This window comes from Terrabacter sp. Soil810 (assembly GCF_001429645.1).
In the GTDB taxonomy this organism is placed as follows: domain Bacteria; phylum Actinomycetota; class Actinomycetes; order Actinomycetales; family Dermatophilaceae; genus Terrabacter.
Window position 1 is genome coordinate 1,094,229 of sequence record NZ_LMSW01000011.1, and the last position, 21,362, is coordinate 1,115,590.

At 71.2% G+C, this 21,362-nt stretch carries 21 protein-coding genes and 2 tRNA genes; 13 read left to right on the top strand and 10 right to left on the bottom strand.

Features of this window, described 5'->3' with window-relative positions; translation table 11 throughout:
* Positions 1–204 precede the first annotated feature (204 nt).
* Positions 205–278 (bottom strand) — tRNA-Ile (locus ASG96_RS10950).
* 142 nt (positions 279–420) lie between these two features.
* On the opposite strand from ASG96_RS10950, the gene ASG96_RS10955 reads away from it, so the two are divergent.
* The 5 genes from ASG96_RS10955 to ASG96_RS10975 all read left to right on the top strand — a co-directional run bounded on the left by ASG96_RS10955 (position 421) and on the right by ASG96_RS10975 (position 3,757).
* A complete protein-coding gene (locus ASG96_RS10955) occupies positions 421–762 on the top strand; it encodes a bifunctional 3-phenylpropionate/cinnamic acid dioxygenase ferredoxin subunit (protein WP_056758543.1) in 342 nt (113 codons plus the stop codon).
* Positions 763–937: 175 nt separating this feature from the next.
* Positions 938–1,453 (top strand): DUF3145 domain-containing protein, encoded by a 516-nt coding sequence (locus ASG96_RS10960; RefSeq protein WP_082588777.1) that lies wholly within the window; start codon positions 938–940, stop codon positions 1,451–1,453.
* 497 nt (positions 1,454–1,950) lie between these two features.
* A complete protein-coding gene (locus ASG96_RS10965) occupies positions 1,951–2,457 on the top strand; it encodes an HNH endonuclease (RefSeq protein ID WP_056758540.1) in 507 nt (168 codons plus the stop codon).
* Positions 2,454–2,828: a WhiB family transcriptional regulator gene (locus tag ASG96_RS10970; RefSeq protein WP_057587940.1), complete on the top strand. Its 375-nt coding sequence runs from the start codon at positions 2,454–2,456 to the stop codon at positions 2,826–2,828. The genes ASG96_RS10965 and ASG96_RS10970 overlap by 4 nt, the downstream gene beginning before the upstream one ends.
* Before the next feature lie 104 nt (positions 2,829–2,932).
* On the top strand, positions 2,933–3,757 hold the full coding sequence (locus ASG96_RS10975) for an LAGLIDADG family homing endonuclease (protein WP_056758534.1): 825 nt from the start codon (positions 2,933–2,935) through the stop codon (positions 3,755–3,757).
* Positions 3,758–3,791: 34 nt separating this feature from the next.
* On the opposite strand, the gene fabF is transcribed toward ASG96_RS10975, so the two are convergent.
* The 8 genes from fabF to aceE form a co-directional block, all read right to left on the bottom strand.
* Entirely contained in the window at positions 3,792–5,042 is a 1,251-nt protein-coding gene (fabF, locus tag ASG96_RS10980; protein ID WP_056758531.1) for a beta-ketoacyl-ACP synthase II, read from the bottom strand.
* 132 nt (positions 5,043–5,174) lie between these two features.
* Positions 5,175–5,423: an acyl carrier protein gene (locus ASG96_RS10985; RefSeq protein ID WP_020145270.1), complete on the bottom strand. Its 249-nt coding sequence runs from the start codon at positions 5,421–5,423 to the stop codon at positions 5,175–5,177.
* Positions 5,424–5,561: 138 nt separating this feature from the next.
* Positions 5,562–6,617, bottom strand: a complete 1,056-nt coding sequence (locus ASG96_RS10990; RefSeq protein ID WP_200962673.1) for a beta-ketoacyl-ACP synthase III — start codon at positions 6,615–6,617, stop codon at positions 5,562–5,564.
* Positions 6,618–6,759: 142 nt separating this feature from the next.
* Complete coding sequence (locus ASG96_RS10995; protein WP_057587941.1) at positions 6,760–7,710, bottom strand: ACP S-malonyltransferase; 951 nt, start codon at positions 7,708–7,710, stop codon at positions 6,760–6,762.
* 46 nt (positions 7,711–7,756) lie between these two features.
* The gene (locus ASG96_RS11000) at positions 7,757–9,085 is read right to left on the bottom strand and encodes a CdaR family transcriptional regulator (RefSeq protein ID WP_057587942.1); all 1,329 of its coding nucleotides are present in this window, start codon (positions 9,083–9,085) and stop codon (positions 7,757–7,759) included.
* Positions 9,086–9,185: 100 nt separating this feature from the next.
* Positions 9,186–9,902 carry a class I SAM-dependent methyltransferase gene (locus ASG96_RS11005; RefSeq protein ID WP_057587943.1) on the bottom strand — a complete coding sequence of 239 codons (717 nt, stop codon included), beginning with the start codon at positions 9,900–9,902 and terminating at the stop codon, positions 9,186–9,188.
* Between the two features lie 166 nt (positions 9,903–10,068).
* Positions 10,069–11,493, bottom strand: coding sequence for an argininosuccinate synthase (gene argG, locus ASG96_RS11010; protein ID WP_056758521.1), 1,425 nt, complete (start codon positions 11,491–11,493; stop codon positions 10,069–10,071).
* Positions 11,494–11,680: 187 nt separating this feature from the next.
* Positions 11,681–14,452, bottom strand: coding sequence for a pyruvate dehydrogenase (acetyl-transferring), homodimeric type (aceE, locus tag ASG96_RS11015; RefSeq protein ID WP_056758517.1), 2,772 nt, complete (start codon positions 14,450–14,452; stop codon positions 11,681–11,683).
* A gap of 296 nt (positions 14,453–14,748) precedes the next feature.
* On the opposite strand from aceE, the gene ASG96_RS11020 reads away from it, so the two are divergent.
* From ASG96_RS11020 to ASG96_RS11055, 8 genes are all read left to right on the top strand, one after another.
* Complete coding sequence (locus tag ASG96_RS11020) at positions 14,749–15,165, top strand: DUF3052 domain-containing protein (RefSeq protein WP_056758514.1); 417 nt, start codon at positions 14,749–14,751, stop codon at positions 15,163–15,165.
* Between the two features lie 104 nt (positions 15,166–15,269).
* Entirely contained in the window at positions 15,270–15,797 is a 528-nt protein-coding gene (locus tag ASG96_RS11025; RefSeq protein WP_082588776.1) for a peroxiredoxin, read from the top strand.
* A gap of 34 nt (positions 15,798–15,831) precedes the next feature.
* Positions 15,832–15,904 (top strand) — tRNA-Val (locus ASG96_RS11030).
* A 1-nt stretch (position 15,905) separates the two neighbouring features.
* Positions 15,906–16,796 carry a Nif3-like dinuclear metal center hexameric protein gene (locus ASG96_RS11035; RefSeq protein WP_057588400.1) on the top strand — a complete coding sequence of 297 codons (891 nt, stop codon included), beginning with the start codon at positions 15,906–15,908 and terminating at the stop codon, positions 16,794–16,796.
* An 86-nt stretch (positions 16,797–16,882) separates the two neighbouring features.
* Positions 16,883–17,533 (top strand): zinc ribbon domain-containing protein, encoded by a 651-nt coding sequence (locus ASG96_RS11040; RefSeq protein WP_369813579.1) that lies wholly within the window; start codon positions 16,883–16,885, stop codon positions 17,531–17,533.
* Complete coding sequence (locus ASG96_RS11045) at positions 17,530–18,528, top strand: reverse transcriptase-like protein (RefSeq protein WP_057587944.1); 999 nt, start codon at positions 17,530–17,532, stop codon at positions 18,526–18,528. Before ASG96_RS11040 ends, ASG96_RS11045 begins: the two co-directional genes overlap by 4 nt.
* 24 nt (positions 18,529–18,552) lie before the next feature.
* Complete coding sequence (locus tag ASG96_RS11050; protein ID WP_057587945.1) at positions 18,553–18,966, top strand: rhodanese-like domain-containing protein; 414 nt, start codon at positions 18,553–18,555, stop codon at positions 18,964–18,966.
* A complete protein-coding gene (locus tag ASG96_RS11055) occupies positions 18,963–20,144 on the top strand; it encodes an O-succinylhomoserine sulfhydrylase (protein WP_057587946.1) in 1,182 nt (393 codons plus the stop codon). The genes ASG96_RS11050 and ASG96_RS11055 overlap by 4 nt, the downstream gene beginning before the upstream one ends.
* Positions 20,145–20,266: 122 nt before the next feature.
* On the opposite strand, the gene ASG96_RS11060 is transcribed toward ASG96_RS11055, so the two are convergent.
* On the bottom strand, positions 20,267–21,361 hold the full coding sequence (locus tag ASG96_RS11060; protein WP_057587947.1) for an SLC13 family permease: 1,095 nt from the start codon (positions 21,359–21,361) through the stop codon (positions 20,267–20,269).
* Position 21,362 lies beyond the last annotated feature (1 nt).

Sequence of the window (21,362 nt, forward strand, 5' to 3'; positions counted from 1 at the left end):
GACGAAGACATCACTCGATCGAGTGATGCACCACGCCGCCTAGCGCATGCCGGTTCCCCACGTCCAGCAGCCACGCTCATCTCCTTCATGAAGAGAGCGTCAAGGATCAGCCGAAGTAGCTGTCAACCATCACCCGAAACATCGTCAAGCATCAGGCGAAGCCCGAATGTCAACGATCAGGCGAAGTCATACACAGAGACGGGGTGGGGCAGCAGGGGCTTGAACCCTGGACCGACGGATTATGAGTCCGCTGCTCTGACCGGCTGAGCTACTGCCCCGGGACCGCCAGCGACCGGGCCGCTGAGATCGGTCGGAGTCTAGCGACCGGCCTGCAACCCGCGTGGAGGCGGGCGCGGTGGTCGCGGAGCCAACCTCTAGGCTCGCCCGTGACCATTCCCCTGGCACGTGAGGAACGACAGCATGAGTGACGGCATCCGCGTGGCTGCGGTCGACGACGTCGAGCCCGGCGAGGCGCTCGTCCTCGATGTCGCGGTCACGGCGACGGACGAGCCGATCTCGCTCTTCCGCGACGACGACGGCACGTACTACGCCCTCGACGACACGTGCTCGCACGAGGACGCCTCGCTCGCGGACGGCTGGGTCGAGGCCGGCGAGGTCGAGTGCCCACTGCACGCCACGCGCTTCTGCCTGAGCGACGGCAAGCCCATGTGCCTGCCCGCGACGAAGCCGGTGCGGACCCACCGGGTCGAGGTCCGTGGCGAGGAGGTCTACCTCTTCCCCGGTGTGCCCGCCGGCACCTGATCCGGGCGAACGCCACATATCGGGTCTCGAGACTGCTGGTGCCGATGTGTCCCGTGGTGCACAATGGGCGAGTGCTCGTGGTCGAGCACGATCGTCCGGCACCACCGAGTCAGTCCACCGAAGCATGAAGACGCAGGCGTTGGGGAAGACGTCCCTGCAACTTCAGGAGGTTCGGATGGCTGTCGCGATGCCGCGCACCACGACACGTGGGGTCCTGTTCGTACACGGGGCCCCCGCCGCGCTCTGCCCGCACATCACGTGGGCGATCGAGGCCGTCCTCGACGAGCGGGTGGCGCTCGACTGGGTCCAGCAGCCGGCGGCACCGCGGATGGTGCGCAGCGAGCTGTCCTGGACCGGCGCCCCCGGCACCGGGGCCGAGCTGGCCAGTGCGCTGCGCGGCTGGGACGGCCTGCGCTACGAGGTGACCGAGGAGCCGTCACCCGGCTGCGACGGGGCGCGGTGGTCCTACACGCCACGGCTCGGCATCCACCACGCCATGACGTCGGCGTCGGGCGACGCGGTCGTCCAGGAGGACCGTCTCCGTGAGGCGATCCTGCGCACGCGCGGCGACGCCGAGGCGCTCCAGGACGAGATCGACCTGCTGCTCGGCGTCCCGTGGGACGAGGAGCTCGAGGTGTTCCGCTACGCCGGTGACGGTGCCGCCGTGCGCTGGCTGCACAAGGTCGGCTGACCACCAGACGTCTCGCCCGCCGCGACCTCCAGCGCGGCGCTCGAGATGACGAGGGCCCGGGCGGTTCGTGCTCCCGGGCCCTCGTCGCGTCGTCGCGCGGAGGCTGTCACCCGGACGAAGCGCGACCTTCCGGAAAACCACTGGGCGACAGTCGCCTTCGCCTGTCATCATCGATCTGGCGTGCGACACCGTCCGCACGTCAACGCATCTCCAGTCCGCGAACACGAAGGACCTGTCATGGCAACGGGACTCACCACCAAAGCGAAGCGCAGCCTGTGCGTCGCCGATGTGGCCTACCCGTTCCCGGGAGAGGGCTGCATGCGGCGCCCTCTGGCCCAGCCATGGCGTCCCCGGCTGCGATCTTGCTGACGCGACGAGCCTGACGGCTCCGTTCATCGAGCCGCCCACCGGGATGACCCGGACGGGCGGCTCTTCTCGTGCCGCCCGTCGACGACCGACAGCAGCGACATCGAGACAGGCGGAGAGGAGGAGCGGTCATGACGCAGGTCGAGGTGTGGAACGCCGACGAGACCCTGCTGCACCGCGTGAGCGTGCGGCACGCGGTGCGGATGATCTGGCGCGGCGTCGCCACCCCCGTCGAGGTCCACGCGACGGAGCGGTTCGGCCCGTACCAGGTGCCGGTCGTCGTCCGGCTCGTGCGCTACGTCGAGCAGAAGTGGCTCTACTCACGCACCCGGGCGACCTACTCGCGTGAAGGCGTGCTGCTTCGGGACGGCCGCCGATGCGCCTACTGCGGTCGCCTCACGGCCACGACCATGGACCACGTCCTGCCCCGCTCGCGGGGCGGCGCGACCGGCTGGTCCAACGCGGTCGCGGCCTGCGAGCCGTGCAACCTCCGCAAGGGCGACCGGACCCCCGACGAGGCACGTATGCCGCTGCGCTGGGACCCGTACGTCCCCACGCGGGTGCAGCTGCACTTCGCCCGCGCCGCCCCGTCCAACGCCACGCACGTCACCACCGCCGGGAAGGAGCCCGCCAGATGACCAGGAACCGCACGACCCTTCGCACCCAGTCGCTCGGACAGCTCGGGCTCCGCCCGGCGCCCCGCGGCGCACCGGGTCTCGACGCGTGGATCTTCCGCGCGGCGTCGGAGCATCCCTTCGAGCTCGACGGCGCGGTCCCGCTCTGCGCGGCCGAGGACCCGGACCTCTTCTGGCCGGCCACCGAGGCGGAGGCGGAGCGGGCCAGGTCGGTGTGCCGCACCTGCCCGCTCGCCGCGGCATGCCTCGCCGTGGCACAGCGGCGCCTCGAGTGGGGTGTCTGGGGTGGCGAGCTGCTCGCCAAGGGGCGCCCGACGACCGAGCTGCCGGGCAACGTGCGCCCGACGGGACACGACGCGGCGCGCAGCGCCTGACACCAAGGCCGTATGCCGGGTGCCCCGCCCGTGCGGACGGCGCCAGCCCGCCGAGCCCCTGCCAGGCGGAGGGCTGTGTCGGTGGCGCCGTCTAGCGTCCGGTCATGTTGCTCGATCCGTCCCGACCCGAGGTTTCCTATCTGCTCGGACTGCTGCACACGGACGGATGGCACTCGGGGTGCGTCGACCACAAGGGCAAGGTTGGCATCGAGCTGCACGAGCGCGATGTCGACGTCCTGCATGAGATCAGGCGAGTCATCCCCTGCTACTCGGCTCTCAAGCGTCGTCGGCGTCGCACCAACTTCGCCGACGACTACGTCAGCTACCAGCTCCTGTTCTCCGACCAGGCCGTGCGGATCGAACTTGCGAGACTGGGTATGCGCCCGGGACCCAAGTCGCTCGACGTGGCGCCACCGAAAGAGTGCGGCTTGGTGTCGAGGGCATATCTGCGGGGAGTGCTCGATGGAGATGGGTCGGTGGGATTCACGCGGACGGGTGCTCCGTTCGTGAGCCTGGTGACCGCATCAGAGCCCATGGCGCGGTTCTTCGAGGACCAGGTCTGGCAGGTCTGCCGCGTAAGACGCTCGACACAGCGGAACACCCGTGACGGAGTGTTCAACGTGATGGTGACCAACGTGTCCGCAACGCTGATGGCAGGGCATTGCTGGCAGGCGGGGGACTGGCCGGTCATGGCTCGAAAGGCGAGCGCCGCGGCCGAGGTCGCAGCGTGGAAGCCCCCGCCCGAGAAGGCCGGTCGCTACGGCGTCAAGCGGGAGAAGTGGACGGCGGCCCAGGACGAGCTGCTGTTCTCACACCCACTTGCCGAGGCCGCGGAGATCCTCGGGCGCACCATGAAGTCGGTATCCGTGCGCCGATGGCGCCTCCGGCACGGCATCACGAACGGACACCAGAGTCCTGACCACCCTTGAGCAGTCAGGACTCTGGTTCCGGCGTGGCGATGAGTCAGATGCTGCGGACCGCCAGGGCGACGTTGTGGCCGCCGAAGCCGAACGAGTTGTTCAGGGCCGCGATGTCGCCGTCGGGCAGCTTCTGGTGCTCGCCCGTGACGACGTTGAGCGGGATCTCGGGGTCCTGGTCGTCCAGGTTGATCGTCGCCGGCACGAGCCGGTGGTAGATCGACTGGATCGTGATGACCGCCTCGAGTGCGCCCGCCGCGCCGAGCAGGTGCCCGGTCATCGACTTCGTCGCCGTCACCGACATGTTCTCGGTGTGGTCGCCGAAGGCTCGCTTGATTGCGTTGTACTCGGCCACGTCGCCCACGGGGGTCGAGGTGGCGTGCACGTTGATGTGGATGATGTCGGTCGGTGACAGGTCGGCCCGCTCGACGGCATACAGCATCGCGCGGCTCGCGCCGGAGCCGTTGGGCTCGGGGGCCGTGATGTGGTGGGCGTCGGCCGACATGCCGACGCTCGCCAGCTCGGCGTAGATGCGGGCACCCCGGGCGCGGGCGTGCTCCTCTGACTCGAGGACGATGACCGCTGCACCCTCACCGAGAACGAAGCCGTCGCGCCCGGTGTCGTAGGGCCGCGAGGCCCGGGCCGGGTCGTCGTTGCGCGTCGAGAGCGCCTGCATCGCGGCGAACCCCGAGATGGGCAGCGGGTGGACGGCGGCCTCCGTGCCGCCGGCGACGACGACGTCGGCCCGGCCGGTGCGGATCATGTCGATGGCGTAGCCCATGCTCTCTGCGCCGGACGCGCACGCGCTGACCGTCGTGTGGGCCCCGGCGCGGGCGCCGAGGTCGAGCGACACGGCTGCGGCGGGCCCGTTGGGCATGAGCATCGGGACCGCCAGCGGGTAGACGCGCCGGGGGCCCTTCTCCTTCAGCACGTCCCACTGGTCGAGCAGGGTCCACACGCCGCCGATGCCGGACCCGATCGCGGCGCCGAGGCGCTCGGGGTCGATCTCGGGGGCGCCGGCGTCGGCCCACGCCTCACGGGCCGCGATGAGGGCGTACTGGCTCGAGGGGTCGAGACGGCGCGTCTCGACCTTGGCGAGCACGTCGATCGGCGGGGTGGCGATCGTCGCCGCGAACGTGACGGGGAGCTCGTACTTGGCGACCCAGTCGAAGTCCATCGTGCGGGCGCCGGACCGGCCGGCGAGCAGGGCCTCCCACGTCTCCGTGGCGGTACCGCCCAGGGGCGTGGTGGCTCCGAGACCGGTGACCACGACGCGTCGGTCGCGATTGGACGTCATGGTGACGTGCTCCTCTGGGTCGAGTGGGGTGGTGTGGTGCGAGGGGTGGGTGTGACGGGAGTGCGGTGCCGCGGGTGTGCCGGCGTTGCGGCTCGGCCGGCGCCCGGTGGTGCCGGGCGCCGACCGGGTGCATCAGGACTGCGCGCCGGCGATGAAGGTGACGGCGTCGCGGACGGTCTTGAGGTTCTTGACCTCGCTGTCCGGGATGCGCACGCCGAACTTCTCCTCGGCGTTGACGACGATCGTCATCATCGAGAGGGAGTCGATGTCGAGGTCCTCGGTGAAGGACTTGTCCATCTCGACGGACGCGGTGTCGAGGCCGGTCTCCTCGTTGACGATCTCTGCAAGACCCTCGAGGATCTCCTGCTCGGACTGAGCCATCTGTCTGCTCCTTGTTCGTGTTGGCGGTTCGTGCTGGCGGTGGTGCTCGGGGCTGTCATCCGTCGTGGATGGCATTCCGTGGCCCGAATGACCCGTCGGGACCGGCGGGAGTGCTGGGACTGCCCGTGCTGGGAGTGCTCAGGGCAGCACGACGACCTGCGCGGCATACACCAGACCGGCCCCGAAGCCGATCTGCAGCGCGAGGCCGCCGCTCGGGATCTCCTTCTCCGCGAGCATCCGCGTCGTCGCGATCGGGATCGAGGCCGCCGAGGTGTTGGCGGTGGTCACGATGTCGCGGGCCACGGGGATGTCGCCCGGCAGCTTGAGCTGCTTGACCATCGCGTCGATGATGCGGATGTTCGCCTGGTGCGGGATGAAGGCGTCGAGGTCGTCGGCCTTGATGCCGGCCTTGTCGATCGCCTGCTGCGCCACCGGGGCCATGCCCCAGACGGCCCAGCGGAAGACCGTCTGGCCGGCCATGCCGATCGCGGGCCACACGTTCTTGTCGGCCTGGGCGGACTGCCAGGACTCGCGGACGTCGGTCCAGGCCTGCTTCTGCGTGATGGCGTCGCGCTGCGTGCCGTCCGAGCCCCACACCGTCGGGCCGATGCCCGGGGTGTCGCTCGGTCCGATGACGCAGGCGCCGGCACCGTCGCCGAATATGAACGCGCTGCCGCGGTCGTAGGGGTCGGTGAAGTCGCTGAGCTTCTCGACGCCGACGACGAGGACGTAGTCGGCCGAGCCGCCCTTGACCATGTCGCTGGCCATCGCGACGCCGTAGCAGTAGCCGGCGCACGCGGCGGAGATGTCGAGGGCCGGGGCCGTCGAGCCGAGCCGCGACGCGAGCTCCGGGGCCGCGGCTGGAGTCTGGTAGGGGTGCGTGACCGTGGCGACGAGGACGAAGCCGATCTGCTCGGGCGCGATGCCCGCGTGCTCGAGCGCCTGGCGGGAGGCCGCCTCCGCCATGTCGATGACGCTCTCGTCGTCGGCGGCGTAGTGGCGGCTGATGATGCCGGACCGCTCGCGGATCCACTCGTCGCTCGAGTCGATCTTGTCGACGATCTCGGAGTTCATGACGACGCGGGCCGGGCGGTAGGCGCCCACACCCAGGATGCGCGAGTGGCGCGCGGCGCCGGTGTCGGCAAGGGTGCCGGTGCCCTTGGGCGTCGGCGCGGTGGCGCTGGGGGATGTCACGTGAGGCCTTCTCGAGGGGTGAGGGTTCAGGTGGGTCGTGGTGCGGCGCTGGAGAGGTCCGGTGCGGACGGGGTCTCCGTCGGACGGGGGTCTCTCCACGAGCGTGCCCCTGTCGGGGTCGGTGCGCCAGTCATCGGGTGCGTCAAGGTGCCGACTCGGTCGAAGGGGTCGCGTGGGTCGCGACGAGCGTGCGCGCTGCCTCGAGGTCGTCGGGCGTCTTCACGGCGAGGGTCTCGACCCCCGGCATGGCCCGCTTGGCGAGTCCGACGAGGGTGCCGGCGGGGGCGAGCTCGACCAGCCCGGTGACGCCGAGGGCGAGCATCGTCTCCATGCAGCGGTCCCAGCGCACGGGGTTGCTCACCTGGCGGACGAGGCGGTCGAGGGCGTCGGGTCCGTCGGCCACGGTGGCCCCGTCGGCGTTCGACAGCAGGCGCAGGGTCGGCGCCGAGGGCGTGACGTCCTCGGCCGCGGCGGCGAGCGCGTCGACGGCCGGGGACATGTGGCTGGTGTGGAAGGCGCCCGCGACCTGGAGGGGGATGACCCGCGCCTTGGCCGGGGGTGCCCCGCGGAGCGCCTCGACCTGCTCGAGGGTGCCGGCGGCGACGACCTGGCCCGCGCCGTTGATGTTGGCGGGCGTCAGGCCGTGGGCCTCGAGCGCCGCCAGGACCTCGTCGGGGTCGCCGCCGAGCACGGCTGCCATGCCGGTGGGGGTGACCGCACTGGCCTCGGCCATGGCCCGGCCGCGGGTCGCGACGAGGGAGATGGCCTGCTCGTCGGTGACGACGCCCGCGAGGGCGGTGGCGGTGAGCTCTCCGACGGAGTGGCCGGCCAGGACGGCGCCCGTGCCGGCGAGCTCGGCGTGCGACGCGAAGAGGGCCGAGGCCGTCACGAGACCGGCCGCGACGATGAGGGGCTGCGCGACGGCGGTGTCCTTGATCGTCTCGGCGTCGGACTCGGTGCCGTGCGCGACGAGGTCGTGGCCGGCGGCCAGGCCGAGGGCGGTCAGCTGCTCACGCACGCCGTCGAGCTCGAGCCACGGGGCGAGGAAGCCGGGGGTCTGGGAGCCCTGTCCAGGGCAGACGATCGCTAGCACGGGGTCAACCTTTCCCGGTTACCGGTGAGGACCTCGCCACCGAATGTCACGAAGTCGTGGGGGATAGTTTGGAGGTTTCCTCCAAGGGAGAACGATCGGTCGTGCGTGGGCGCAGGCGAGGGGTCCGTGACGGGGCGCCCGGTCCACCGTCGCCGGACGACCCCGCGCCGCCGGCTGACGACGCGGCCGTGGCCGGGCCCGTCGGGGTGGCCGCGAGCCGGCCCAGGGCGAGCGCGATGCGCACCGCCCACGCCTCGCGTGGCGTCGTCAGGTCGTAGCCCGTGACGTCGGAGATGCGGCCGAGCCGGTAGCGCACGGTGTTGGGGTGGATGAAGAGCACCCTCGCGGTCGCCTCCAGCGACCCGCCGCTCTCGAGATAGGCCGTCGCCGTCTGGAGCAGGGGCGCATGACCGCCGCCGACGAGCGGCCGGTGGATGCGGTCGACGAGGATGCGCCGAGCCGGGGGGTCGCCGGCCAGGGCACGTTCGGGGAGCACGGCGTCCGACTCGAGCACGCGTGGCGCGTCGGGCCACGCCGGTGCGGCCGCCAGCCCGCTCAGGGCGGCGCGCGCCGAGCGGCCGGCGGCGAAGAGGTGCGGGACCGTGGGTCCGAGCACGATCGGACCCGGTCCGAAGCAGTCGGCCACGGCCTCCACGATGCGAGGAGCCTCACGGGTGCCGCCGAGGATCGCGATGAGCCGCGAGCGCTGGACGATGGCCAGTGCCTCGACCCCGTGCTGGCGTACGGCCCGGCGCAGGTCGTCGACCGCGGGGACCGCCCCGCCGGTCGCCGTCGGGGTGCTGCCGACGACGAACGTCACGTCGGCGAGCTCGCCCCAGCCGAGCGCGCTGGCCCGGGACTGCATGGAGTCGTCCGCTTCGCCGCGGAGCACGGCATCGACGACGAGCGCCTCGAGCCGGGCGTCCCACGCGCCCCTGGCCTCGGCTGCGCCGGCATAGACCTCCGCCGCAGCGAAGGCGATCTCGCGCGAGAAGCGCAGCACCGACTCGCGTAGCAGCTGCTCGTCGCCGGGGGCCGCGAGGCCCTCCACGCGCGACTCGACGACGTCGACGACGGTGCGCACGAGGTCGAGCGTCTGGCGCAGGCTCACCGAGCGGGTCAGCTCCTGCGGCGCGTTCGCGAAGATCGAGATCGCCGACGGCGGGTGGCTCTCCTCCTGGTGGAACCACGCGATGAACTGCGAGATGCCGGCCTGGGCGACGAGCCCGACCTGCGACCGCTCCTCCGCCGAGAGGTCGCGGTACCACCGCAGGTGCTCCTCCATGCGCTGCGACGCCAGGGTCGCGAGCTCGCCGGCGCTGCGCTCGACGGCGCGCGAGGTCGCCTCGCTCGGGTGCTGCCGCCGTCCGCTCACGGGGCCAGCCTAGGTCTCCGCCCACCCGGACTTTGTATGCCGCTCACAAAGCGGTCGTCAGCCATGGTCCGCCGACGGGGTCCGCTCGGGAGAAGCGGTGTCAGTGCGCCGACAGCACGGCGGTCTGGCCGGCATACGTCCGCGGGCCCTCGAAGTGGGGGAGCGACTGCGCCAGCTCGGGCGAGAAGGTCGCGAGGTAGGCGCTCGCGGCCGCGTGGTCGGCGAAGGTCGCGCGGGTCTCGACGTCCCGGTGGGCGACGTGCTCGAAGTGCCGGCCGAGCACCTCGGCGGCGTTCTCCGACATGAACTGGGTGACGGGGGGCTCTCCGCCGGCCTCCCGGAGCAGGCCGGAGAGGTGCTCGCGGCCGTTCGTCGCGACGTGGAGCGTGCCGCCGTCGCGCAGGACCCGGCGCAGCTCGCGCAGGGTGCCGTCGAGGTCAGGCACGTGGTAGAGCATCCAGGCCGCGACGGCGCCGTCGCACGTGGCGTCGCCGAAGGGCAGCACGTCCGAGGAGGCGACCTCAGCGGTGACGCCCAGCGCACGGGTCGCCTCCACCATCGCCGGCGAGAGGTCGGTCGCGACGTAGTCGATGTCCGGCTCCTGGTCGAGAATCGAGCGGGCGAACTGGCCTGTGCCGCAGCCGATCTCGATGACTCGCCTCGGCCGGGAGGACAGCACGAGCGTCCGCAGGACGTCCACGGGAGACACGCCCTCCGGGCCGGGGCCCCACACGCTCCGACGCGTGCGGAGGTTGTCGGTGGAGGCGTACTGCCCGGCGACGTGGTCGCTCTCGGTGAGGTGGCTGGTCGAGTCCATGACCCGACACCCTAGCGACGGCCAACGGAGGGAACCCCGGGGCCGCCGAGGGGTGCGTGGGTCAGCTCGACGCGACCGACGCGAGCGCCCCGCCACCGGTCGAGGTGATCCCGGCAGCCGGGTGGCGGCCGCGATCACCTCCACCGGACTGGCGACGGGACGCCGGTCAGTCGGTGCCGAACTCCATGGCGGCGCGGTCGAGCGCGTCGTCCTGCTCGTCGAGCCCCACGACGGCCGGGTTGGCCGAGATCGCGGCCGCACCACCGGGGGTGAGCTCGCCGACGAGCTCGTGCGCGTCGGCACCGAGCAGGCCCTGGGCGGCATACAGCTCGAGCTTGGCGCGGGAGTCGGCGATGTCGAGGTTGCGCATCGTCAGCTGGCCGATGCGGTCGACGGGACCGAACGCGGCGTCCTCGGTGCGCTCCATCGAGAGCTTCTCCGGGTGGTAGCTGAAGGCGGGCCCGGCGGTGTTGATGATCGACCAGTCGTCCCCGCGGCGCAGGCGGATCGTGACCTCGCCGGTGACGGCCGACGCGACCCAGCGCTGGAGCGACTCGCGCACCATCAGCGACTGCGGGTCGAGCCAACGGCCTTCGTAGAGAAGGCGACCTAGCCTGCGGCCCTCGGCGTGGTAGTTGGCGATCGTGTCCTCGTTGTGGATCGCGTTGAGCAGGCGCTCGTACGTGATGTGGAGCAGCGCCATCGCCGGGGCCTCGTAGATGCCGCGCGACTTGGCCTCGATGATGCGGTTCTCGATCTGGTCGCTCATGCCGAGGCCGTGGCGCCCTCCGATCGTGTTGGCCGCGTCGACGAGGGCGACGGCGTCGGCGTACTCCTGGCCGTTGACGGCGACGGGCCGGCCGCGCTCCCAGCGGACCGTGACGTCCTCGGTCTCGATCGCGACCGAGGGGTCCCAGAACTTGACGCCCATGATCGGCTCGACGACCTCGATCGACTCGTCGAGGAACTCGAGCGTCTTGGCCTCGTGGGTGGCGCCCCAGATGTTCGCGTCGGTGGAGTACGCCTTCTCGGCGGAGGCGCGGTAGGGCAGCTCGCGCGCCGTGAGCCACTCGGACATCTCGTGCCGGCCGCCGAGCTCGGTGACGAAGTCGGCGTCGAGCCACGGCTTGTAGATGCGCAGGTGCGGGTTGGCCATGAGGCCGTAGCGGTAGAAGCGCTCGATGTCGTTGCCCTTGAAGGTCGAGCCGTCGCCCCAGATGGAGACGCCGTCGTCCTGCATGGCGCGCACGAGCAGAGTGCCGGTGACGACGCGGCCGAGCGGGGTCGTGTTGAAGTACGTCTTGCCGCCGCTGCGGATGTGGAAGGCGCCGCAGACGATGGCGGACAGGCCCTCCTCGACGAGGGCGGCCTTGCAGTCGACGAGGCGGCTGATCTCGGCGCCGTACTGGCCGGCCCGGCCCGGGACGGAGTCGATGTCGGGCTCGTCGTACTGCCCGAGGTCGGCCGTGTAGGTGCACGGAACCGCGCCCTTCTCACGCATCCAGGCAACAGCAACAGAGGTGTCGAGGCCGCCGGAGAAGGCGATGCCGACACGTTCACCGACGGGGAGCGAGGTCAGGACCTTGGACATGGATGTAAGTATATGCACAGCCACGCATACCTATCCAATCGCGCAGGCAGACTGATCGGCCGACAGATCCGGACGAGAACAGGCTGCGGATCAGTCTGCTGAGGCGGTGGCCGTGACCAGGGGGTATGCGTGCGGCCCGGCCCCTGGGCAGGGACCGGGCCACACGGCATACGGCAGCGGGGGAGGGTCAGCTCTCGCCGCCCGCGTTGCCCGACGTGCCGGCCGTGACGTCGTCGAGCTGGTACTTCTCGGCCGCGCGGCGCGGGACGTCGGCGTCGACCTTGCCCTCCTTGGCGAGCAGCTGCAGCGTGCGCACCGCGACCGAGGGGCCGTCGATCTTGAAGAAGCGACGGGCCGCAGCGCGGGTGTCGGAGAAGCCGAAGCCGTCGGCGCCCAGGGTGGCGTAGGTGCCGGGGACCCACTCGCGGATCTGGTCCTGGACGGCCCGCATGTAGTCGGACACGCCCACGACCGGGCCCTCGGTGCCCTCGAGGCACTGGGTGACCCACGGCTTGATCGGCGGGCCCTCGGGCCTGAGGAACTCCTGGTTGTCGGCCGCGAGGCCGTCACGGCGCAGCTCGTTCCACGAGGTCACCGACCACACGTCGGCGGCCACCCCCCAGTCGTCGGCGAGCAGCTGCTGCGCCTCGAGCACCCACGGGACACCGACGCCCGAGCCGAGCAGCTGGGCGCGCGGCGCCTCGTGCGTCCAGCCCGTGGTGTCGGCCTGCGAGATGCGGTGCATGCCGCGCAGGATGCCCTCGACGTCGACGCCCTCGGGCTCCTTGGGCTGCTGGATCGGCTCGTTGTAGACGGTGAGGTAGTAGATGAGGTTCGACTCCTCGGGCGTGTTGCCCTCGCCGTACATCCGCTTGAGGCCGTCCTGCATGATGTGCGCGACCTCGTAGGCGTACGCCGGGTCGTAGTGCACGACTGCGGGGTTCGTCGACGCGAGGAGCGGGCTGTGCCCGTCGGCGTGCTGCAGGCCCTCACCGGTCAGGGTCGTGCGACCGGCCGTGGCGCCGATGAGGAAGCCGCGGGTCATCTGGTCGGCGGCCGCCCAGATCGAGTCGCCCGTGCGCTGGAAGCCGAACATCGAGTAGAAGACGTAGATGGGGATCATCGGCTTGCCGTGCGTGGCGTAGGACGTGCCGGCGGCCGTGAACGCCGCGAGCGAGCCCGCCTCGTTGATGCCGAGGTGCAGGATCTGGCCGCTGACGTTCTCGCGGTAGGCGAGCATGAGCTCGGCGTCGACCGGCGTGTAGTTCTGCCCGTTGGGGTTGTAGATCTTGATCGTCGGGAAGAACGCGTCCATGCCGAACGTGCGCGCCTCGTCCGGGATGATCGGCACGATGCGAGGGCCGAACTCCTTGTCGCGCAGCAGGTCCTTGAGCAGGCGGACGAACGCCATCGTCGTGGCGACCTCCTGCTTGCCCGACCCCTTCTTGACCTGGGCGTACGCCTCGTCTCCGGGCAGCTTGACCGGCTCGAAGTCGACGCGGCGGCTCGGCAGCGTGCCACCGAGCTTCTGGCGGCGGTCGACGGAGTACTTGATGACCTCGCTGTCGGCACCCGGGTGGTAGTACGGCGGCTGGTAGGGGTTGGCCTCGAGCTGCTCGTCGGTGATCGGGATGCGCAGGCTGTCGCGGAAGGTCTTGAGGTCGTCCAGCGTCATCTTCTTCATCTGGTGCGTGGCGTTGCGGCCCGCGAAGTGCGAGCCGAGGCCGTAGCCCTTGATGGTCTTGGCGAGGATGACGGTCGGCTGCCCCGTGTGCTGGCGCGCCGCCTGGTAGGCCGCGTAGACCTTGCGGTAGTCGTGGCCGCCGCGCTTGAGGTCCCACCAGACCTGCTCGTCGGTCCAGTCCTCGACCATCTTGGCGGTGCGCGGGTCGCGTCCGAAGAAGTGGTCGCGGACGTACTTGCCGTCGTTGGCACGGAAGGTCTGGTAGTCGCCGTCGCTGGTCTGGTTCATGATGTGCACGAGCGCACCGTCGCGGTCGGCGGCGAGCAGCGGGTCCCAGCCGCGGCCCCACACGACCTTGATGACGTTCCAGCCGGCGCCGCGGAAGAACGCCTCGAGCTCCTGGATGATCTTGCCGTTGCCGCGGACCGGACCGTCGAGTCGCTGCAGGTTGCAGTTGATGACGAAGTTGAGGTTGTCGAGCTCCTCGTTGGCCGCGAGCTGGAGCAGGCCGCGCGACTCGGGCTCGTCCATCTCGCCGTCGCCGAGGAAGGCCCAGACGTCCTGCTGGCTGGTGTCCTTGATGCCGCGGTTGTGGAGGTACTTGTTGAACTGCGCCTGGTAGATCGCGTTCATCGGGCCGATGCCCATCGAGACCGTCGGGAACTCCCAGTAGTTGGGGAGCAGCCGCGGGTGCGGGTAGGACGGCACGGCCTGGACGGCGCCGTCGACGACGTGGCTCTTCTCCTGGCGGAAGCCGTCGAGCTGCGCCTCGGTGAGGTGGCCCTCGAGGAAGCTGCGGGCGTACATGCCGGGGGAGGCGTGGCCCTGGAAGTAGATCTGGTCGCCGCCGCCCGGGTGGTCCTTGCCGCGGAAGAAGTGGTTCATGCCCACCTCGTAGAGCGTCGCGGCGGACGCGTACGTCGAGATGTGGCCACCGACCCCGATGCCGGGACGCTGGGCGCGGTGGACCATGATCGCGGCGTTCCAGCGGATGTAGCGGCGCATCTCGCGCTCGACGTCCTCGTCGCCGGGGAACCACGGCTCGCGCTCCGGCGGGATCGTGTTGATGTAGTCGGTCGCCGTCAGGGACGGGACGCCGACCTGCTGCTGACGCGCACGCTCGATGAGCTTGAGCATGATGTAGCGCGCCCGCGTCCGGCCCTTCTCGTCGAGGACGGCGTCGAGGGAGTCGATCCACTCCTGCGTCTCGTCCGGGTCGATGTCCGGGAGCTGACTGGGGATGCCGTTGAGGATCGGTCCGGCCTCGGATGCCACGTCGTGGGTCCTTTCTCGTCGCGAGGCGGCGCCCGCGGCCGGTCGGCCACGGCGCTGCACCCACCCATCCTCTACCAAACCGTGGTGGCCGTCACACTCGGGTCCAGCACCGGGACCGGCCGCTTCGCCGCCGCCACCGTCCCACCCGGTGGTATGCCGTGTGCTCCCTCGGGCGCGGCGCGCGCGTTCTGCGCCCATCGGGTCGGGCTTGCGCGATAGCGTCGGAGCCAGTGCACTGATGTCGTGGCACCCACGCCACGACACGACGCACCAACCGATCGAGAGGACCGGTGACAGTGAGCGAGACCGCGGGAGCGGCGTCCTTCAGCAAGCTCGGATTTGCCAAGGGGCAGGTCATCCAGGAGTTCGGCTATGACGACGACGTCGACGACGACCTGCGGTTCGAGCTCGAGGACGCCATCGGGACAGAGCTCGAGGACGAGGACTTCAACGACGGCGCTGACGGGGTGCTCATCTGGTACCGCGACGGTGACGACGACCTCGTCGACCTCATGGTCGACGGGCTGACCAAGCTGTTCGACCAGGGCTTCATCGTGCTGCTGACGCCGAAGTCCGGACGATCGGGACACGTCGACGCGAGCGAGGTCGAGGAGGCCGCCTCGACGGCCGGCCTGACGACCGGCGGACAGGTGAACGTCGCCGCCGACTGGGCGGCCACGCGCCTCATGCCACCCAAGGGTCCGCGCCGCTGAGGGCACGCTGACGGCACCGTGATGCCCCGTGACCCGAGGGCCCGACGTCGGGCCGGTGTCCAGGGTGACGCGGGCACTCGGGCGGTGGTGTCACACTTGCCGCCATGACGAACGCGCACCCGACCGAGTCCCCGGTCCAGGCGTCCGCCCCGCTGGGTGTGGGCGCGCTGGCGCCGGACTTCACCCTCGTCGACCAGTACGGCGTCGACGTCAGCCTCTCGGCCGTGCGCGACCTGAAGAACGCCGTCGTCGTCTTCTACCCGGCGGCGTTCTCGGGCATCTGCCGCGGCGAGCTGCGCGAGATCCGCGACGGGCTCGAGGACTTCCAGGACGACGACATCCAGGTCTTCGCCATCTCCTGCGACTCGATGTACACCCTGCGCGCGTGGGCCGACGCCGAGGGCCACTTCTTCCCGCTCCTGTCGGACTTCTGGCCGCACGGCGAGGTGGCGCGACGCTACGGCGTCCTCGACGACGAGGACGGCTTCGCGCTGCGGGGGACGTTCCTGCTCGACCGCTCCGGTCGGATCGTCTGGACCGAGGTCCGAGGCATCGGCCAGGGCCGCGACTTCAGGGCCTACCGCGAGGCGCTCGCGACGCTCCGCGCGAGCCAGCGCGATGCCGTAGGCTGACCGCCGCCCGTCGGTGACCCCGGCCGGCACGTGAGGGCCTGTAGCTCAGTTGGTAGAGCACCGCGTTTACACCGCGGGTGTCGTCGGTTCGAGCCCGGCCGGGCCCACGTGGACGACCCCGACCCCGCCCTCAGCCTCCGTGACGTCGTCGCGGCGCTCGAGTCCCTCTACCCCCTCGGGGACGCGGCCGAGTGGGACCGCGTCGGCCTCGTGACGGGTGACCTCGACCAGCCGGTACGCCGCATCCTCTTCGCGCTCGACCCGACCCTCGCCGTCATCGACGAGGCGCGCGAGTGGGGCGCCGACCTGCTCGTGACGCACCACCCGCTGCTGCTGCGGGGGGTCCACTCGGTCGCGACGTCGTCGGCGAAGGGCGCATCCGTGACGGCCCTCGTGCGTGCCGGTGTCGCGCTGTGGGTGGGCCACACGAACGCCGACGTCGCCGTCCCCGGGGTCTCGACGGTCCTCGCCGACGCGCTCGGGCTGGGCGAGCAGCGCCCGCTGTCGAGCGAGGGCGCCCACGCGATCGGTCGGGTCGGCGAGCTCGCCTCCGCGATGACGCTCGCCGAGTTCGCCGACCTCGTCGTCTCGGTCCTGCCCGCCACCGCCGGCGGCATCCGGGTGAGCGGTGATCCCCAGGGCCTGGTCTCCACGGTCGCCGTCATGGGCGGATCGGGCGACGACCGCTTCGACGACGTGCGCGCGAGCGGGGCCGACGTCTACGTGACGGCGGACCTGCGCCACCACCCCGTCCTCGAGGCTCGGGAGGAGGCCCGTGGCGGGCCTCCCTACCTCGTCGACGCCGGGCACTGGGCCACGGAGTCGCTGTGGCTCGTGAGCGGACGCGAGCGCCTGCTCTCGGCGCTGGAGCACGTGCCCGGAGCGACTAGGGTCGAGACCAGAGTCTCAGCCATACGCACCGAGCCGTGGACGTTCGTCGTCGGTGCGAACGCCGCGCGGGCCGACCGCGCGGCTCCCGAAACCGGAGGTGTGTCCTGAAAGCCGACCCGTCCCGCCAGTGGCGCCTGCTCGACCTGCAGGCCATCGACACCCGCCTGGACCAGATCAGGCACGCGAAGGCGACGTTGCCGCAGACCCCGGCGGTCGAGGCGGCCCAGCGTGAGCTCGGGGCGCTCGAGACGGAGATCGTCAACGCCCGCACCGCCGCCGGCGACGTCCAGCGCGAGCTGACCAAGTCCGACCAGGACGTCCAGCTCGTGCGCGACCGTGCGGCGCGCAACCAGTCGCGTCTCGACGCGGGCCAGGGCAGCGCCAAGGACCTCCAGGCCCTCCAGCACGAGCTGACCTCGTTGGCGCGCCGCCAGGCCGAGCTCGAGGACGTCGAGCTCGAGGTGATGGAGCGGTCCGAGTCGCTCACGGCCCGGGTCACCGAGCTCGAGGGCCGCCGGGTCGAGCTCGCCGAACGTGTCGAGACCCTCGAGTCCGAGCGCGCCGCCGCCATCTCGACGCTCGACACCGAGGCCGAGAAGGTGGGCTCCGGGCGGGCCGACATCGTCGCGGGTGTCGGCGACGAGCTCATCGCCCTCTACGAGAAGATCCGCGCCAGCAGCGGTGGCATGGCCGCCGCCGAGCTGCGCCACCGCCGCTGCGGCGGGTGCCGGCTCGAGCTCGGAAACGTCGACCTCGCCCGCATCCGCAACGCTCCGGAGGACGAGGTCGTGCGCTGCGAGGAGTGCCGTCGCATCATGATCCGTACGGGCGAGTCCGGTCTGTGACCGCTGCGTCTCGCGGGTCGGGACGCCGGCTCGTCGTCGAGGCCGACGGCGGCTCACGGGGCAACCCGGGGGTGGCCGGTTACGGCGCCCTCGTCCGTGACCCTGCGAACGGCCGCGTCCTCGTCGAGCTGGCCGAGCCGCTGGGCAAGGCCAGCAACAACGTGGCGGAGTACTCCGGTCTGCTCGCCGGGCTGCGGGCCGTGCTCGACCTCGACCCCGGCGCCACCGTGCGCGTCAAGATGGACTCCAAGCTCGTCGTCGAGCAGATGTCGGGCCGCTGGAAGATCAAGCACGAGGACATGCGCCGGCTCGCGCTCGAGGCCCGCGACCTGTGCGCCGAGATCTCCGACGCCGGCGGCAGCGTCGACTTCGAGTGGATCCCGCGCGAGAAGAACAAGGACGCCGACGCGCTGAGCAACGACGCGATGGACGGCAAGAGCGTCCACCGGATCGTGACGAACGAGGCCGGTGACGGCTCCGACGCCGATCGAGAGTCGAGCTCCCTTCCGGCGCAAGGTGACTCAGAGATCGCCTCCACCCCGACGAGCACCCGCCCCCTGCGGCTGCTGCTCGTCCAGGCGCCGCTCGACGATGCTGCGGTGCCCCGCGTCGTCACGGCCGTCCGGCGGCTCGTCGGGCCGGGCACGAGCGTCGTCGGTGCCGACGACGACCTCGCCACGCGCATGGCGGCCGACCTCGCCGCGGCGCTCGAGGTCGAGCCGCACACGGCGGGTGACTGGTCCGGCCAGGCACCCGGCGAGGGGGCCGACGACAGGGTGCGGACGGCATACCACTCGCTCACGGCGTCAGGCGGCACCGTCGTCGCGGTGACGAGCAGGCGGGGCGTGCTCTCGGTCCTCGCCGACGTGCTCGACACGCCCGTGGAACGCTTCTGGGCCGTCGCGACGGCGCCCGGCAGCCTCACCGCGGTCTGGGTCTGGGAGGACGGGTCCGCGTCGGTGGCTTTCACCAATCGGACCGACCATCTCGCCTGACGGACGCTGTGCGATATTCGGGGCATGAGCTATGCCGGTGACGTGACCCCCGAGCAGGCCTGGACGGTCCTGCGCGACGAGCCCGGTGCGGTGCTCGTCGACGTGCGCACGAGGGCGGAGTGGTCCTACGTCGGGCTGCCCGACCTCGCCGACCTCGGCAAGGAGGTCGTCCTCGTCGAGTGGCAGACCTACCCCGACGGTGCGGTCAACGGTCGTTTCGTCGCCGAGCTCGAGGCCGCCGGGGTGCCCAAGGACGCACCGGTCTACTTCCTCTGCCGCTCCGGGGTGCGCTCCGTCGCGGCGGCCGAGGCCGCCACGCGTGGCGGGTGGGTCCGGTCGCACAACGTCGTCGAGGGCTTCGAGGGGCCGCACGACGAGCAGCGCCACCGCTCGGTCTCGGGCTGGAAGGTCGCGGGTCTGCCGTGGGTGCAGGGATGAGCGACGCGAGCCAGCCGTGGCGCCCTGACACCTTGGCCGTCCGGGGAGGCTTGTCCCGCAGTGGTTTCGAGGAGACCTCCGAGGCGCTCTACCTGACGTCCGGCTTCGTCTACGACACCGCCGAGGACGCCGAGGCGGCCTTCAAGGGTGACGTCGACAGATTCGTCTACTCCCGCTACGGCAACCCCACGGTCGCGATGTTCGAGGAGCGGCTGCGGCAGATCGAGGGCGCGGAGGCGTGCTTCGCCACCGGCTCCGGCATGTCCGCCGTCTTCGTCGCGCTGGCCGCGTTGCTCGGCCAGGGCGACCGCGTCGTCTCGTCCCGCGCCCTCTTCGGCTCGTGCTTCGTCATCCTCGACGAGATCCTGCCGCGCTGGGGTGTCGAGACCGTCTTCGTCGACGGGGCCGACCTCGACCAGTGGCGTGAGGCGCTCTCCGTGCCGACCGCCGCCGTCTTCTTCGAGACGCCGAGCAACCCGATGCAGGAGCTCGTCGACATCGCCGCCGTCACCGAGCTGGCCCACGCCGCGGGCGCCAAGGTCGTCGTCGACAACGTCTTCGGCACCCCGGTCTTCTCGAAGCCGCTCGACCTCGGCGCCGACATCATCGTCTACTCCGCGACGAAGCACATCGACGGCCAGGGCCGCACGCTCGGCGGCGCCGTCCTCGGACCGAAGGAGTTCATCGACGGCCCGGTGCAGAACCTGATGCGCCACACCGGCCCGTCGATGTCGCCCTTCAACGCGTGGGTGCTGGTCAAGGGCCTCGAGACCATGTCGCTGCGCGTCGAGCGGATGGCCGACAGCGCCCTCGAGGTGGCTCGCTTCCTCGAGTCGCACCCCAAGGTCACGCGCGTCGTGCACCCCTTCCTCGAGTCGCACCCGCAGCACGACCTCGCCAAGCGGCAGATGCTCGCCGGTGGCACGGTCGTGACGTTCGAGCTCGACGGGGGCAAGGACGAGGCCTTCGCGCTCATGAACGCCCTGCAGATCATCGACATCTCCAACAACCTCGGCGACTCGAAGTCGCTCATCACCCACCCGGCGACGACGACGCACCGCCGCCTGTCGCCCGAGGCGCGGGCCGCGGTCGGCATCACCGACGGCGTCCTGCGCGTGTCGGTCGGCCTCGAGGACGTCCGCGACCTCGTCGACGACCTCCGCCGCGCGCTCGGCTGACCCGAGCGTTGGTTCACCTCGCGGTCAGCCGCACACCGCCTACGGCGTGCGGCTGGCTCGAGGGTGTGGTCGACGGCAGGGCGTATGCCGTCAGCCCGGTCAGGTGGTCAGCCGGTCAGGTGTCAGGTGGTGGCGGCGAGGGCCAGCGTCGCGGCGGCCACGACCGTGACGGCACAGAGCGCGCCGGTGCGGGCGATCCGGCCCACGTCGACCGACAGGTCCGCGGACCGGCAGCGCGAGGCCCAGAGCAGCGTCGCGACCGAGCCCCACATCGTGATGATGGGTCCGGCGTTGACCCCGATGAGCAGGGCCGCGAGGCGGGCAGGGGAGTCGGCCACGGTCGGTTCGAGCGCCAGGTAGGCCGGCAGGTTGTTGATGGCGTTCGAGCTCAGCACGCCGAGTCCGCTGACGCGGAAGAGGTCGGCCGTGTCGCTTCCGTGCCCGACGACGGTGCGCAGCCATGCCTCCAGCCCGAGGCGCAGGGCGGCGTCGATGACGAGGAAGAGGATGCAGATGCCCATGACGGTGAGCCACGGCATCTTGATCCGGCGCAGCAGCTCGGGCGCCCGCCAGTAGGTCGCCGCGAGGAGGATGCCCGCCGCGGGCACGGAGGCCAGGGCCGGCTGAACGCCGACCACGAAGGCCGGGGCGAGCAGGACGCAGACACCGCCCGCGATCTGCATGAGCACCCGGTCGTGCGGCTCGGCGGGCGGAGGCGTGTCGTAGGTGCTGCCGAGGTCGCGTCGGTGCAGCAGCCAGAGCACGACGACGGTGGCGACGATCGCGACGACCGCGGGCACGGCCATCAGCCTGATGTAGCCGAGGGTCCCGACGCCGAGCTCGGCGAACGGGTGGAGGGACAGCAGGTTGGTCAGGTTGGACACCGGCAGCAGCAGGGACGCCGTGTTGGCCAGCCAGAGCGTCGTCATGGCGAACGGCAGGGGTGGGGCCCCGACCTGACGGGCCACCGTGATGGCCACCGGCGTCAGCAGCACGGCAGTGGTGTCGAGGCTGAGCACGACGGTGCACACGACCGCGAGACCGACGATGAGCAGCCACAGCACGAGCACCCGCCCCTTCGCGGTGCGCGCCGCGTGGTGGGCCATGACGTCGAAGAGGCCCGCCAGGTCGCAGATCTCGGCCACGAGGGTGATCGCGACGAGGAAGACGAGGATCGGCGCGACCCGCTCGACGAGCAGGGTGAGGTCGAGGTGCACG

What these genes read in the sequence shown, in the direction of transcription:
- ASG96_RS11050 (WP_057587945.1), top strand. Translation starts at nt 18,553, where the DNA reads ATGAGCTATGCCGGTGACGTGACCCCCGAGCAGGCCTGGACGGTCCTG.
- ASG96_RS10955 (WP_056758543.1), top strand. Translation starts at nt 421, where the DNA reads ATGAGTGACGGCATCCGCGTGGCTGCGGTCGACGACGTCGAGCCCGGC.
- ASG96_RS10975 (WP_056758534.1), top strand. Translation starts at nt 2,933, where the DNA reads ATGTTGCTCGATCCGTCCCGACCCGAGGTTTCCTATCTGCTCGGACTG.
- ASG96_RS11025 (WP_082588776.1), top strand. Translation starts at nt 15,270, where the DNA reads ATGACGAACGCGCACCCGACCGAGTCCCCGGTCCAGGCGTCCGCCCCG.
- fabF (WP_056758531.1), bottom strand. Translation starts at nt 5,042, where the DNA reads ATGACGTCCAATCGCGACCGACGCGTCGTGGTCACCGGTCTCGGAGCC.
- argG (WP_056758521.1), bottom strand. Translation starts at nt 11,493, where the DNA reads ATGTCCAAGGTCCTGACCTCGCTCCCCGTCGGTGAACGTGTCGGCATC.
- ASG96_RS10970 (WP_057587940.1), top strand. Translation starts at nt 2,454, where the DNA reads ATGACCAGGAACCGCACGACCCTTCGCACCCAGTCGCTCGGACAGCTC.
- ASG96_RS10965 (WP_056758540.1), top strand. Translation starts at nt 1,951, where the DNA reads ATGACGCAGGTCGAGGTGTGGAACGCCGACGAGACCCTGCTGCACCGC.
- ASG96_RS10960 (WP_082588777.1), top strand. Translation starts at nt 938, where the DNA reads ATGGCTGTCGCGATGCCGCGCACCACGACACGTGGGGTCCTGTTCGTA.
- ASG96_RS11005 (WP_057587943.1), bottom strand. Translation starts at nt 9,902, where the DNA reads ATGGACTCGACCAGCCACCTCACCGAGAGCGACCACGTCGCCGGGCAG.
- ASG96_RS11055 (WP_057587946.1), top strand. Translation starts at nt 18,963, where the DNA reads ATGAGCGACGCGAGCCAGCCGTGGCGCCCTGACACCTTGGCCGTCCGG.
- ASG96_RS10985 (WP_020145270.1), bottom strand. Translation starts at nt 5,423, where the DNA reads ATGGCTCAGTCCGAGCAGGAGATCCTCGAGGGTCTTGCAGAGATCGTC.